Origin of the sequence: Vibrio hangzhouensis, from assembly GCF_900107935.1 — a bacterium.
In the GTDB taxonomy this organism is placed as follows: Bacteria; Pseudomonadota; Gammaproteobacteria; order Enterobacterales; family Vibrionaceae; genus Vibrio; species Vibrio hangzhouensis.
This window is the reverse complement of the sequence record NZ_FNVG01000016.1, coordinates 57732-71515: the sequence shown is the minus strand read 5'-3', so window position 1 is coordinate 71515 and position 13784 is coordinate 57732. Positions and strand designations below refer to the sequence as shown.

General features: G+C 48.5%; 12 protein-coding genes. 2 read left to right on the top strand and 10 right to left on the bottom strand.

Features of this window, described 5'->3' with window-relative positions:
- The first annotated feature begins 174 nt into the window (after positions 1-174).
- The gene (gene zntR, locus C4S60_RS15765) at positions 175-570 is read left to right on the top strand and encodes a Zn(2+)-responsive transcriptional regulator (protein WP_103881317.1); all 396 of its coding nucleotides are present in this window, start codon (positions 175-177) and stop codon (positions 568-570) included.
- Between the two features lie 105 nt (positions 571-675).
- On the opposite strand, the gene C4S60_RS15760 is transcribed toward zntR, so the two are convergent.
- The 10 genes from C4S60_RS15760 to C4S60_RS15715 form a co-directional block, all read right to left on the bottom strand.
- Entirely contained in the window at positions 676-2319 is a 1644-nt protein-coding gene (locus C4S60_RS15760; protein ID WP_103881316.1) for a methyl-accepting chemotaxis protein, read from the bottom strand.
- Positions 2320-2600: 281 nt separating this feature from the next.
- On the bottom strand, positions 2601-2897 hold the full coding sequence (gene fis, locus C4S60_RS15755; protein WP_006073423.1) for a DNA-binding transcriptional regulator Fis: 297 nt from the start codon (positions 2895-2897) through the stop codon (positions 2601-2603).
- A 23-nt stretch (positions 2898-2920) separates the two neighbouring features.
- Positions 2921-3889: a tRNA dihydrouridine synthase DusB gene (gene dusB / locus C4S60_RS15750; RefSeq protein WP_103881315.1), complete on the bottom strand. Its 969-nt coding sequence runs from the start codon at positions 3887-3889 to the stop codon at positions 2921-2923.
- 200 nt (positions 3890-4089) lie between these two features.
- Positions 4090-4971: a 50S ribosomal protein L11 methyltransferase gene (gene prmA, locus C4S60_RS15745; RefSeq protein ID WP_103881314.1), complete on the bottom strand. Its 882-nt coding sequence runs from the start codon at positions 4969-4971 to the stop codon at positions 4090-4092.
- A 106-nt stretch (positions 4972-5077) separates the two neighbouring features.
- A complete protein-coding gene (gene accC / locus C4S60_RS15740) occupies positions 5078-6421 on the bottom strand; it encodes an acetyl-CoA carboxylase biotin carboxylase subunit (protein WP_103881313.1) in 1344 nt (447 codons plus the stop codon).
- Positions 6422-6436: 15 nt separating this feature from the next.
- Positions 6437-6907, bottom strand: a complete 471-nt coding sequence (accB, locus tag C4S60_RS15735) for an acetyl-CoA carboxylase biotin carboxyl carrier protein (protein ID WP_103881312.1) — start codon at positions 6905-6907, stop codon at positions 6437-6439.
- Between the two features lie 59 nt (positions 6908-6966).
- On the bottom strand, positions 6967-7416 hold the full coding sequence (aroQ, locus tag C4S60_RS15730; protein ID WP_103881311.1) for a type II 3-dehydroquinate dehydratase: 450 nt from the start codon (positions 7414-7416) through the stop codon (positions 6967-6969).
- A 275-nt stretch (positions 7417-7691) separates the two neighbouring features.
- On the bottom strand, positions 7692-9641 hold the full coding sequence (gene acs, locus C4S60_RS15725; RefSeq protein ID WP_103881310.1) for an acetate--CoA ligase: 1950 nt from the start codon (positions 9639-9641) through the stop codon (positions 7692-7694).
- Between the two features lie 187 nt (positions 9642-9828).
- Positions 9829-10455, bottom strand: a complete 627-nt coding sequence (locus C4S60_RS15720) for a 3'-5' exonuclease (RefSeq protein WP_103881309.1) — start codon at positions 10453-10455, stop codon at positions 9829-9831.
- A gap of 22 nt (positions 10456-10477) precedes the next feature.
- On the bottom strand, positions 10478-12304 hold the full coding sequence (locus tag C4S60_RS15715) for a DUF294 nucleotidyltransferase-like domain-containing protein (protein WP_103881308.1): 1827 nt from the start codon (positions 12302-12304) through the stop codon (positions 10478-10480).
- 241 nt (positions 12305-12545) lie between these two features.
- Here C4S60_RS15715 and C4S60_RS15710 point away from each other — a divergent pair, with 241 nt between their 5' ends.
- Entirely contained in the window at positions 12546-13733 is a 1188-nt protein-coding gene (locus C4S60_RS15710; protein WP_103881307.1) for a 3-phenylpropionate MFS transporter, read from the top strand.
- Positions 13734-13784: the final 51 nt, after the last annotated feature.

The following is a 13784-nucleotide window of genomic DNA, read 5'->3' as shown; positions in this document are numbered from 1 at the left end:
CCCAGTCGTCTGTTGGGCAAATACCCTTGGATTTTTACCACCGGGGTGGCGATGGCGCGTATTCTAACCAATCTATTACAAAAAAGCTCGCGCAATCGTTTGGCATAGGCAAAAAAAGTGCAAAAAAGCCTGTTAAAGAACACTTTTGTAACAAAGAGGTTAATTTATACGGTTATGTTTCAGATAGGTGAGTTAGCAAAACGCTGCAAAGTCACAGCGGATACGTTGAGATTTTATGAGAAAAACCAACTGATTGCTCCCGTAGGTCGCAGTGAATCGGGCTATCGCCTCTATAACGAGGAAAGCCAGAAACAGGTCAGCTTCATCTTAAAGGCGAAGGAGTTAGGGCTCAGTCTGGATGAGATCAAAGAGTTGCTGAGCATCAAACTTGAGGCCACAGAGCACAGTTGCGCGGAAGTGAAGGCCATCACTACGGCAAAACTGGGCATTATCGATGGAAAAATCGCTGAGCTAACACGGATTCGCTCTGCGCTGAAGAAAATTAATGATGCGTGCTGCGGACATGAACACGATGCGAGTCATTGTTCGATACTTGCGGCGCTGGAATGAGCTCAGTCTGAGAATATGGACGAGATTAATAGACTACGTTTGCCTCTTTAAATGCTGGCTTTGCGGAATTGGCGAACGATCATCTCGCTCGCCATGCACTATCCGTTAAGACACTTTGAATGTGCCGACTCCAGAGGTGAGCTGGTGGCCACTGTCCATCAGCTGTTCACTGGTTTGGGCGATTTTTTGCGCTTCTGCTGCTGACTGGCTGCCATGGTCGGCAATTTGCGTCAGGTTCTGGCTGATTTCGTCGGTGGCTAATGTCTGCTGCGCACTCGCTTCGGCAATTTGTTGGTTTAACGCGACAATGGTGTTCACCTGAGCATCGATTTGTTGCAGAGCCCATCTGGCTTTATCCGCTTGTTCTAGCGTGTCTTGAGACTGCTGTTGAGTCTGAGTCATGGAATGGCTTACATCGGAGGCCTGAGTTTGCAGTTTCTGGATGATTAGCTCAATCTCATCGGTACTGCGTTGAGTTCGTGTTGCTAAGGTGCGGACTTCGTCGGCAACCACCGCAAAACCACGCCCTTGTTCACCCGCACGAGCGGCTTCGATAGCGGCATTGAGTGCGAGCAGGTTCGTTTGTTCTGCGACTCCCCGAATCACTTCCAACACCGACCCTACCTCCTGAGTATCGTTGGTCAGCGCCTGAATGTTACGATCAGTTTCGCTGAGTCGGTCAGACAGGGACTGCATGTAAGACGTCGCCAGAATAATCACCTCGCTGCCTTGTTTGCCTTGTTCACTGGCCTGTCTGGCTGCCTCTGCGGCATGTTGCGCCGAATTGGCAACTTCCTGATTGCTGGCATGCAGTTCATTCATCGCTGAGGCGACGGTATCGACAGATTGCTGCTGAAGCTGAGATTGTGATGCACTGTGCTGAGCTACAGCATTGAGAGAGGCCGCCGCTTGGGTAATGTGTTCGGTGACGGGTTTGATGTCGCCAATGAGGGTTGCCAGTTTGTGGGTGAAGCGATTAAAAGCCGCCGCAATCTGGCTCAGTTCGTCATTGCCATTTTCTGGCAGTGTCTTCGTCAGATCTCCGTCACCGCTGGCGATATCATTGAGCGCAGTAAGGGTATCCCGACAAGGTTGCACAATGCTGCGGCTGATCCAGGTCGCGCAGACAAGCATGAACAACAGGGCTATACCCAGCGTAATAAGGACTTTCAGCATAACGTCCCAGATCAGCGTCTGGACATCGTCTACATAGACGCCGGTACCAATGATCCAGCCCCATGGGGCGAACATCTTGACGTAGGATATTTTTTCCACTGGCGCGTCCGAACCTGGTTTGGGCCACTGATAATGAACAACACCGGCTTGCTGAGCTTGCGCGATCTTGACCATTTCCACAAACAGCTTTTTCCCTGACGGGTCGGTAACCTGACTCAAGTTTTGCCCAATAAGCTTGGGCTTCATCGGGTGCATTATCATGGTAGGCGTCAGATCATTGATCCAGAAATAATCATTGGCTTCATATCGTAAGGCCTGAATGGCTCCGGCGGCCGCTTCCTGAGCCGCTTGTTTGCTCAGAGTGCCGGACTGCTGCTGAGAGTGGTAGTGCTCGATCAGGCTGTATGCACTTTCAACCAGATGGCGGGTTTGGGTTTGCTTGGCTTCGCTCAGAGACTGCTGATAGTCGATAAGTGCAAGCACAATGGGCACAATCAATGTGATCGAGAGCAGGGTAATTAACAGGTATAGTCGGGTTTGAATTGTGGATCGGCGCAAAAATGAGGCATTCATCCTAAGAACTCCTTTTTCTTAAAGGTGAACGCATTACCAACACTGTGCGTTGGCATGCTGACTGTTATTATTGTTTGGGGCCAGATTGATAACCCTGGTGATGATTATCGGATCTACGATACGACAGGAAATGGCGGGGGGCTATGCTCCAATAGTCTAAAGTTTGACCCGCTTGGCATTTATGGAATGGCATACTCTACAGGGTGCAGAGCACTGTGTGGATGATAATAAAAAAGCCAGAGCATCGGCTCTGGCTTCTTCACATTAACAATCCGGACGGATTAGTTCATGCCGTATTTCTTAAGCTTCTTACGAAGAGTACCGCGGTTGATACCCATCATTGTTGCTGCGCGAGTTTGGTTACCGCGAGTGTACTGCATGATGGTGTCTAGTAGCGGCTGTTCAACTTCCGCTAGAACTAGTTCATACAATTCAGTGACGTCTTGACCATTTAATTGAGCAAGGTAGTTCTTTAGAGACGCTTTGACAGAGTCACGTAGTGGCTTCTGTGTGATCTGGTCTTGAGATGTTACTGTAGTAACTGTCAATGGTTCTGAAGTCAAATTTTGTTCGAACATAATCGGTTTAGCTCTTCTCGTAATTATGATGCAACGTTTTCAAAATAGCCTTGCAATGCATCGAGCTGTTCGTTGGCAGCGTCGATAGCGTTGAAGGCACGGCGGAACTCACTGGCCTGTTCATGTTCTTTTAAATACCAGCCAACATGCTTACGCGCGATGCGTGGACCTAAATACTCACCATAGAACTGGTGCAGTGCCTGAACATGACCAAGCAAGATACCCTGAACGTCCTTAATAGGGCGCTCTGGCATCAGTGTGCCGTTTTCCAAATAGTGTTGGATTTCCTCAAAAATCCATGGCCGTCCTTGGGCCGGACGTCCAATCATCAAAGCGTCTGCACCGGTGTACTCCAGTACATGTTGGGCTTTCTCAGGGCTATCGATATCACCGTTAGCGATAACCGGTATTGAGACAGCCTGTTTTACCGCTCTGATGCTGTCGTATTCTGCCTCGCCTTTATACATACAAGTTCGGGTTCGACCATGAAGGGCGAGCGCTTGTATGCCGCAGTCTTCGGCAAGTTTTGCGATTTGGACACAGTTTTTGTTTTCTGTATCCCAGCCTGTACGGGTTTTCAATGTTACTGGAACATCTACAGCATCTACGACGGTACGCAAGATATCTTCAATGATATCCGGGTACTTGAGTAGTGCAGAGCCCGCGAGCTTTTTATTCACTTTTTTAGCAGGGCAACCCATGTTGATGTCGATGATTTGCGCACCGTTCTCAACGCTGAATTGTGCCGCTTCAGCCATAAGCTTGGGATCGGCGCCTGCTATTTGCACGGAGCGAATACCCGACTCGCCCTCATGCACCATGCGTTGCTGTGACTTAGCTGTTTTCCATAGTTTAGGATTGGACGACATCATTTCACTGACCGCCATTCCTGCACCATAACGAAGGCACAACTCTCGGAACGGTCTATCGGTTACACCTGCCATAGGTGCAACAATTAGGTTGTTCTTAAGTTGGTATTGTCCGATTTTCAAAACATCGCCACAGGTTTACACAAGCAAGGGCGCGCATTTTACGCATTTTTTCGGTGCGTGAAAAGACTAATATTTGAGCATTTACAATTTGTTTCTGCAAATTGCCTGATTTTCAGGCGTTTAGTGGTAAAACTATTCTGCATCAACAAAAAAAAGCAGTGCGTTAGCGGGCTAACGCACTGCTTTGTAAATAATAATGGTTACTTTTTACCCGAGATTCGGCACCATTCATTGAGCTCAACGATTGGGTCGATAGTCATCTCGTCACGGTAGTAGTTCGCGACATCTTCTGCCTGAGTGTCTAACACGCCAGACATGGCAAGCTGACCGCCATCTTTTACCAAGCCTTTAATGATGTCAGACAGATCACGAAGTGGGCCAGCGAGGATATTGGCAACGACCACATCCGCAATTAAGCCTTCAGGTTGGTTCTGTGGCAGGAATAGCTCTAGTTGGTCAGCGACGCCATTGCGCTCTGCGTTATCCTTTGATGCGGTCAGAGCCTGAGGATCGATGTCGATCCCGATGACTTTTGCTGCGCCAAGTTTGATCGCTGCGATAGCCAGGATCCCAGAACCACAACCAAAGTCGATAACGGTTTTACCAGCAAGGTCTAAAGATTCTAGCCATTCAAGACATAGAGCCGTAGTAGGGTGCGTACCTGTACCGAAAGCCAGACCCGGGTCTAGCATCACATTGACAGCATCTGGCTCTGGAACATCACGCCAGCTTGGGCAAATCCAAAGGCGTTCGCCAAACTTCATTGGGTGGAAGTTTTCCATCCACTCACGTTCCCAATCTTTATCTTCAAGCTGCTCAACTTTATGAGCAAAGCCCTCTGCGAGCATATTTGACGCAGTGATTTGCGCTAGAATAAGCTTGGTGTCCGCTTCTGCATCGTACAGTGCTACGATGTCAGTATCGCCCCACAGACGAGTCTCACCAGGTAACGGCTCAAAAACAGGGGTATCATGTGCATCCAGGAAGGTGACGGATAGAGCGCCAGTTTCTTCCATCAACATATCGCCGATTTGTTCAGCGTTTTCGTTGGTCGCATTTAGTTTGATTTGAATCCAAGGCATGAGTTGGGTCCTTGCTTGACGAATTTTGCGCAGAGTGTAGCAGATTCGCGTTGAGTGAGCATAAAAAAACCCACCGTAGTGGGTTTTTAGTATTTTTAGAAAGTGCCTAGCTCATGCCAAGCTTTTTCTCTAGGTAATGAATGTTGGCACCACCGTGTTGGAAGTTTTCATCATTCATAATCGATTCTTGCAGCGTGATATTAGTTTTAATACCTTCCACAATCATCTCACCCAGTGCGTTCTTCATACGAGCAATGGCAACATCGCGGTTCTCACCAAAGGTGATCAGCTTGCCGATCATTGAATCGTAGTGAGGAGGTACGGTGTAGCCTGTGTAGATGTGAGACTCCCAACGAACACCCATGCCACCCGGCGCGTGGAAACGCGTGATGGTACCTGGACATGGTAGGAAACGCTCAGGGTCTTCCGCATTGATACGACACTCGATAGCGTGGCCACGAAGCTTGATATCATCTTGAGTGAAAGACAGCGGCTGACCTGCTGCAACACGAAGCTGCTCTTTGATTAGGTCTACGCCGGTTACCATCTCTGTTACTGGGTGCTCTACCTGAATACGAGTGTTCATTTCGATGAAATAGAACTCACCGTTTTCGTATAGGAACTCAAATGTACCTGCACCGCGGTAACCAATTTCAATACATGCACGAGTACAACGCTCACCGATGTACTTACGCATTTCTTCAGTGATACCTGGAGCTGGAGCTTCTTCAACTACTTTTTGGTGACGACGCTGCATAGAACAGTCACGCTCACCTAGGTGAATAGCGCCACCTTGGCCATCAGCAATCACCTGAACTTCAACGTGACGTGGGTTTTCCAGGAATTTCTCCATATAAACCATATCGTTGTTGAAAGCTGCCTTTGCTTCTGCACGTGTCATAGCGATAGCTTCAATGAGGTCACCTTCGCTACGTACTACACGCATACCACGACCACCACCGCCACCAGAGGCTTTGATGATGACTGGGTAACCAATGCGTTTAGCGTGTGCTTTGTTCTTAGTTTCGTTGTCGTCCAAAGGCCCATCAGAACCAGGAACGCAAGGTACACCCGCTTTCTTCATCGAGTTGATTGCTGAAACTTTGTCACCCATCAGGCGAATCGTTTCTGCTTTTGGTCCGACAAAAATGAAACCACTACGCTCTACTTGTTCAGCAAAGTCAGCGTTTTCAGATAGGAAACCATAACCAGGGTGGATAGCAACTGCACCAGTCACTTCCGCTGCACTAATAATGCGAGGAATATTTAGGTAGCTATCGATACCGCGTGCAGGACCAATACAGATGGTTTCGTCTGCTAGTAGCACGTGCTTAAGGTCGCGGTCAGCCGTTGAGTGAACCGCAACCGTTTTGATACCTAGCTCTTTACATGCTCGCAGAATACGTAGTGCAATTTCACCACGGTTCGCGATTACTAATTTATCTAACATAATGAGCGCTCTCTATTATTCGATAATTACTAGAGCTTGATCGAACTCGACAGGTTGGCCATCTTCAACAAGGATTGCTGCAATCACACCAGACTTGTCTGCTTCGATTTGGTTCATCATCTTCATCGCTTCAACGATACATAGAGTATCGCCAGCGTTAACTTGTTGGCCTACTTTTACAAATGGCTTCGCATCTGGGCTTGGAGCGCTGTAGAACGTACCAACCATTGGAGAAAGAACTTGGTGACCAGCTGGCGCTGCTGCTGGCTCGTCTGCAGATGCCGCTGGTGCTGGCGCCGCAGGAGCTGCAGGTGCTGGCGCTGCTGCTGGAGCAGGTGCTGCTGCGTATTGAACTGGTGCTGGTGCTGCGCTTACCGGGCTGTTGCGGCTGATACGTACCGATTCTTCACCTTCAGAAATTTCTAGCTCTGCAATGCCAGACTCTTCAACCAGTTCGATTAGCTTTTTAATTTTACGAATATCCATGTTTCTTTCTCTTTGTCTTGTGAGTAAGACGGCTTAAGTAACAGCCGTAGAGTATTTGGTTATTTTGCTTTCAGCGTTTTTATGGCCGCTGAAAGCGCAAATTCATAGCCTTGTGAACCCAATCCACAAATGACTCCCTGTGCCACATCGGACAGATAGGAATGATGGCGGAATGTTTCTCGGGCATGAACGTTAGATAGGTGTACTTCGATAAACGGGATTGAAACACCTAGCAGCGCATCTCTCAGAGCCACGCTGGTATGGGTAAATGCAGCGGGGTTAATAATGATAAAATCAGTATTTCCGTACGCAGCATGAATCGCTTCAATTAGCTCATATTCACGGTTGGACTGAAGATGGTTGAGTTCAACGCCTTCGACTGCAGCTTGCTCTGTCAGGTTATCAACGATTTGTTGTAGTGTTTCACTACCGTAATGTCCAGGCTCTCTTACCCCTAACAGGTTAAGATTTGGGCCATTTAAAACTAGAATTCGTGACTTTGCTGTCATAATGTCGCCATCTTCGGTTAACGTGAAATAAATGATGATTATCTCAAGTTTACATAAAAATCAGAGGTTGTGAGAAGTTCAAAAACCACGGATTTTTAAAAATTGACCAAGATTATAGCTAATTCACAGCATTTAGCAGCAATTTACTGGTCTAATCACCTCTTATTTAGCAGGAAAATTGCCACACAGAGCACATTTTGACAGTGGGATGAAAAAACTTGATACAAAAAAACCGCCCAAAAACTGGACGGTTTGTTCGTGGCTTGTTGGCAGATTTATGCGAGTTCGGCTTTTTCGGCGATCAGTTTGTCCACCACGCTCGGATCGGCAAGCGTTGATGTGTCCCCTAAGTTGCTGGTATCGCCAGTAGCAATTTTACGCAGAATTCGACGCATGATCTTACCTGAACGGGTCTTAGGCAGGGAGTCAGTCCAGTGCAGCACATCCGGTGTCGCGATTGGACCAATTTCTTTACGTACCCAATCTTTCACTTCTTTGTGAAGCTCCGCGGATGGGAACTCGCCGTCATTCAGCGTTATGTAGGCGTAAATGGCCTGGCCTTTAATATCGTGAGGAATGCCCACAATAGCTGCCTCAGCGATCTTATCGAATGCGACTAACGCAGATTCTATTTCCGCTGTACCCATACGGTGACCAGATACGTTCAGTACGTCATCCACGCGGCCAGTGATCCAGTAATAACCATCTTCATCGCGACGTGCGCCATCACCAGTGAAATACATGCCTCTGAAAGTCGAGAAATAGGTCTGCTCGAAGCGGTCATGGTCACCATAAACGGTACGCATCTGCCCTGGCCATGAGTCGAGAATGACCAGGTTTCCTTCCGTTGCACCTTCTACAATGTTACCCATGTTATCGACCAAAGCTGGTTGGACACCAAAGAATGGACGAGTGGCGGAGCCCGGCTTTAATGCTGTTGCGCCTGGAAGCGGCGTGATGAGAATACCGCCAGTTTCTGTCTGCCACCAAGTGTCGACGATGGGTGATTGCTCATTACCAATGGTTTTGTAGTACCACTCCCACGCTTCAGGGTTAATGGGCTCACCCACTGAGCCCATAATTCTCAAACTGTCACGGGAGGTACCTTTCACCGCTTCATCCCCTTTGGCCATCAGGGCGCGAATAGCCGTTGGTGCGGTGTATAAGATGTTGACCTGATGCTTATCGACCACTTCACTCATGCGGCTCGTATCTGGATAGTTTGGAACACCTTCAAACAGGATGGTTTTCGCCCCATTCGCCAATGGGCCATAGACCAGGTAGGTGTGGCCAGTGATCCAGCCGACGTCTGCCGTACACCAGAAGGTCTCACCGGGTTGATAATCGAAGACGTACTTAAAGGTCATGGTCGCGTACACCAGATAGCCACCAGTGGTGTGCAGTACGCCTTTTGGTTTACCTGTTGAACCCGAGGTGTAAAGGATAAACAGTGGATCTTCGGCTTTCATTTCTTCTGGTGGGCAAACGTCAGATGCGTCCGCAGTCGCTTCATGCCACCAGACATCACGATGATCGTGCCAGTCCACGTCACCACCTGTACGTTTAAGTACCATGACTTTGCTGATGGTCTTCACTTCAGGGTTTGTCAGTGCCTCGTCGACGTTTTTCTTGAGAGGAACAGCACGTCCACCACGAACCCCTTCATCTGCAGTGATAACCACTTTCGCATCTGAGTCGATGATGCGGCCTGATAGTGCCTCCGGAGAGAAACCGCCAAAGACGACGGTGTGTACGGCACCAATTCGAGTACAGGCCAGCATAGCAATTGCTGCTTCCGGCACCATGGGCATATACAGACACACCACGTCGCCTTTGTGAACACCTTGCGCTTTAAGTGCATTGGAGAACTTACAGACTTCTTTATGCAGCTCGTTAAAAGTCAGCGTTTTATCATCTTCAGGGTTGTCACCTTCCCAAATGATGGCAACCTCATCGCCTTTTTCAGCCAGATGTCGGTCAATGCAGTTTGCTGACACATTAAGCGTGCCGTCTTCAAACCAGCGAATATCTACGTGGCCAGTATCGAACGAGGTGTGTTTGACTTTGGTGAATGGCTTAATCCAGTCGACGATTTTACCGTGCTCGCCCCAGAAGGATTCCGGATCGGTGACTGATTGTTGGTACATGGATAGGTAAGTGTCGTTATCCGCGTGTGTATTGGTTTTAATATTGTCTTTTACCGGATAAACATGAACTTCACTCATTGCTACTCTCCTTGTGAATTGAGCTGTTACAGACTTGGGCTGAACTACATCGTGTATTAACTCTCGTCTAGATTACTGATTTCAGCAATTAGACTTTAGGCGTAGTGAAATAAAAACAATCAAAATGAATAGGTTAGCTAAGATGAGACTTGCGATAGGGCTCGCATTTTCAGGTCAGACCATTAAATTAGTTCTGTGGTCTGAATGGAGGAAGGGTTCCCCGGGTGAGTTTCAGGTAGACCATCGCAGCCGCTTTGGCGTCTTCAAGAGCATCGTGTTTGTGATAATTGGGGATCTGTAGATGACGGCAGATGGCCTCTAGGCTCAGATCAAAATAACCGTTGGGCAGCAACTTGAGCAGTTTATCATTGTAGATTTGGCTGACTTCAACCAGCTCATTGGGCAACGGAAACCCCAAGTGCTTTTTGGCAGCTCGGTCGAGGATCTTTTTGTCGTAGCGAATGTGGTACCCCACCAGAGGGCGATTGCCGATAAACGCGAGTAACGCCGACATGGCCTGCTTCTCACTGATGCCGTGTTTCAGCTCTTTGTGAGTAATATGATGGATCTTTACTGAGTCTTCACTGAGGGATTTGGGGGCACACAGTCTGACTTCAAAAGGATCGCTGGTGATGATCCGGTTGTCGATGATTTTGGTCGCCGCAATAGTGACAATTTCCGCTACCTCTGGATCCAGACTGGTGGTTTCACAATCGAGTGAGACATACTCATTGGGCGTCTTACTGGAAAATAGCTCAGCGTAGCCTGTTCCTCTGAGCTTATATTGCCAGTATGTCCGGGTAATTATATTCATCGTACAGCCTCATCTCGCTGAATTAATGGCGTATCTGGTAGTGATACCCCAACCATTGCTTGAACTTTTTCACGACATGCAGTCCATGTCGGAGCAAATCTCGTTCCGGTCTCTCTAAATCATTAAGCTGAATCGCGTTGCTGGTATCGTGATGTGACAATTGCTGCTGAAGCCGGAGCTTAAAGAAGTGCTTCAGTGCTTCGGCCAGGTTTTCTGCGGTGGAGAGCTCCAATACGCGTTTTTGCACTAACTGGTCGATACGGTCGAAGGTGTTGGTTTGCTCAATGCCGTATTCCATGCAGATGGCGCGAATACCGTGAACAATCGGGAAAATCCCCCCTTGTTTGAGGTCAACACCTTGCTTCGAGGTTTTGACATTGCCAAACAGAGTCAGTGGCACCGCAAAATTCAGGGCTGGGCGAGTGAATTCGGTCAGGATTACTTCTTGCCCTTCCATCTGCTGTTGTAGGTGACGTTTAATTGGGGGCAGCAATTCAGCGTTGCCAGCAACCGCTCTGGCGTCGGCCAGAATCGCAATTTCCATGACATTTTCACTGTTGGCATGTGATACCAGGTGGTCGATGTGCGTTTTCCAGTCACTGCTGCTTCGCACCCAATGGGGGTTGCTGATCATCACGTTGCCTGGGCAGAGTGGGTAGCCTAAGCGGGCAAGAGTATGATTGAGCTGTTCCAGTACAGTTTGTCGATTGGGCCAGTCAAGGCCGTCCTCCAGGATCAGTGCATTGTCTTGGTCAGTTTTGAGGACCTGTTCCCCGCGCCCTTCTGAACCCATCACCAGCAAGCAACAATGACCGTGCATGGCGGGTGGCAGAACCAGTTCAAAGGCACGTTCAATGATCTGCTCATTGAGTGCCGAAACCAATTCCATCATGAAACGGGTACGAATTCCGTTGGTGACCAGACTGTCAACCAGTTGCTGCTGACGGTTGGAGGCAAGGGCGAGTTCATCAATGTTATTGGCTCTTGCAATACTCAGTGACAGGACGTGGGAGTGAGTGGAAAAGGCGCTGAGGATTTGGGTCATATCCAACATGCCTACTGGTGTTTTCCCATCACACACCATCAGTCTTTTTACCCGTTGTCGGGTCATGGTGACCATGGCATTGAACAAAAATTCTTCTTTTTCGACCTGATGGACTGGAAAAGTGGCAATCTGGCCGATGGCAGTGTTGTTGGGCTGTTGATCCAGCACTACGGCGTGCAGCATATTGGTTCGGGTTACAATACCAAAGGGCAAAGCAGCCGGATGCTTCGTCAGTCTCGTATCATTGCTGTCCAGTTCTATCAGTGCGGCATCCACGCCATGGCTGAGTAGCTGCTCAGTCACTTCCGTAATGGATAGATGTGAAGACAGAATCAGCGGAGGATGATAGATGTCTTCGTCTACTTTGGTGAGAATGAACTCGGCCAGATTTTGCTGCTTTTGAGCCTCTTCGATCAATTGCTGACGAGTGGCCAGACTGGTATCAAAGTAGGCGGCAAACTGACCATTTTCGTCGTACAGTGATAAGAATACGGATTTAGGGAGCAGATAGACCAGCGTGTCTTCCAGCGCAATATAATTGTGTTTGACCCGACCACCAAGTAAGGCTCTGACATCAAACATATCGTCATAAGTGTAGTGCGCATACACCTCTTGTGTTTGGGCATCGCGTTCTTCTACGGAGCCTTTGATGATGATAAACAGGCAGTCGCTTTCTGTTCCAGCTTTCAACAGGGTGTCTTTATCACGGAAGTAAGCGACGTCGAGAGCGGCTCTTAGCTGATTTTGTTGCTGCTCACTGAGTCGGTCAAAAGGGGGCGACGACATATTGAATTTGTCAGGCATAAAAGCAGGCTCCGTTTCCTGTGTCTATGTTGATAGTCTGGCAAATTCGACCATAACCTCCAGACGACTTTAGTCGAATACCAGCGCTGGAACGCCAGTAAGCGAATGATTGCGGATATGAGGAAATGGATTTACCAAAACAATTCCCTTTTTTGAATGTCACTGGCACGGCATAATAGCCGCGTTTTTATCCAGAGTTTTCTGTGTTTATTGTTCTGTCGTTGGTTTTAGGTTTGTTGTTATGTTGAGTCCATCCCCATTTGCCTGGGTCTCCCAATACTTATTTGGTTTCTTTTTTGCCTATGGCGTATATCTGCCGTTCTGGGCGTTGTGGTTTGAGGACCTGGGCGTCTCTGCTGCGGATGTGGGTTTGTTGATGGGGCTGGGCTTTGCCACCCGCTGCATTGCTAACCTATTGATCACGCCAAGAATCCATAAGGCAGAGAGTTTGATTCCTGCGCTTCGTTGGGCCACGCTGGCTTGTACCTTGTTTGTCGCTGTGCATTTGGCGGCCGGGCCGAGTTTTGTCATGCTTGCTGTTGTGACGGTGCTGTTTAATTTGAGTTTTGGGCCTGTGGTGCCGTTGTCTGATGCCATGGCCAATCACTATGCCAACCGCAATATGCTGGATTATGGCCGGACGCGTTTATGGGGCTCGATTGCTTTTATCGCCGGTTCTTCGGTCGTGGGGTATTTGGCTTCCCAATTTGGTGCCAACATGATTGTCTACACCGCGATCGCAGGTTTTGTGTTCTCCATGTTACTGGTGATGAGAAATCCGGCTTGTATGCCGACGTCACAAAGCGATAAAGATGTGGTGCGACCTAAGTTAACGGCACTTCTTAAAGACTGGTCTATTATTCGTTTCTTAGTGTTGATTGCCCTTATTCAGGGCAGTCATGCGGCCTATTACAGTTTCAGTTCCATTTACTGGAAAGAAGCCGGCCATCCAGAAAGCCTGATTGGTTATTTGTGGAGTTTGGGTGTGGTCTCTGAAGTACTGTTGTTTGCATTTAGTAACAAGTGGTTTGCGGGTTGGTCGCTGCGTACGCTGTTTGTCGTATCTTCGGTGGGGGTGATGGTTCGCTGGGGACTGACGGCATCAACGACGGCGGTGGGAGCGCTGGTAGTGATCCAACTGCTGCATGGTGTTACGTTCGCCATCGCGCATATTGCCGCTATCCAGTACATCCAAAAATCTGATGCAAACAAGATGGTTGCCTTGCAGGCACTCTACAACGCCATTCCGTTGGGGGCCTTTATTGCACTGATGATGGCTGTTAGTGGATGGGGTTATGAACGCTGGGGAGCGGGTGTGTTCTGGGGTATGGCTGTGATGGGACTGCTAGCGCTGTTTATCAAAGTAGAGCCTGCCAACAAAGCGCTGCGTGATATCAACGAAAATTCTCAGCCTGAGCCACAGAATTGATGCGCGACATTTGAGAAAAATACCGATAGCCCTTTAAATAATCATTAAGGA

Coding starts and splice junctions, on each gene's coding strand:
- zntR (WP_103881317.1), top strand. CDS start 175: ATGTTTCAGATAGGTGAGTTAGCAAAACGCTGCAAAGTCACAGCGGAT.
- C4S60_RS15760 (WP_103881316.1), bottom strand. CDS start 2,319: ATGAATGCCTCATTTTTGCGCCGATCCACAATTCAAACCCGACTATAC.
- fis (WP_006073423.1), bottom strand. CDS start 2,897: ATGTTCGAACAAAATTTGACTTCAGAACCATTGACAGTTACTACAGTA.
- prmA (WP_103881314.1), bottom strand. CDS start 4,971: ATGCCTTGGATTCAAATCAAACTAAATGCGACCAACGAAAACGCTGAA.
- accC (WP_103881313.1), bottom strand. CDS start 6,421: ATGTTAGATAAATTAGTAATCGCGAACCGTGGTGAAATTGCACTACGT.
- accB (WP_103881312.1), bottom strand. CDS start 6,907: ATGGATATTCGTAAAATTAAAAAGCTAATCGAACTGGTTGAAGAGTCT.
- aroQ (WP_103881311.1), bottom strand. CDS start 7,416: ATGACAGCAAAGTCACGAATTCTAGTTTTAAATGGCCCAAATCTTAAC.
- acs (WP_103881310.1), bottom strand. CDS start 9,641: ATGAGTGAAGTTCATGTTTATCCGGTAAAAGACAATATTAAAACCAAT.
- C4S60_RS15720 (WP_103881309.1), bottom strand. CDS start 10,455: ATGAATATAATTACCCGGACATACTGGCAATATAAGCTCAGAGGAACA.
- C4S60_RS15715 (WP_103881308.1), bottom strand. CDS start 12,304: ATGCCTGACAAATTCAATATGTCGTCGCCCCCTTTTGACCGACTCAGT.
- C4S60_RS15710 (WP_103881307.1), top strand. CDS start 12,546: ATGTTGAGTCCATCCCCATTTGCCTGGGTCTCCCAATACTTATTTGGT.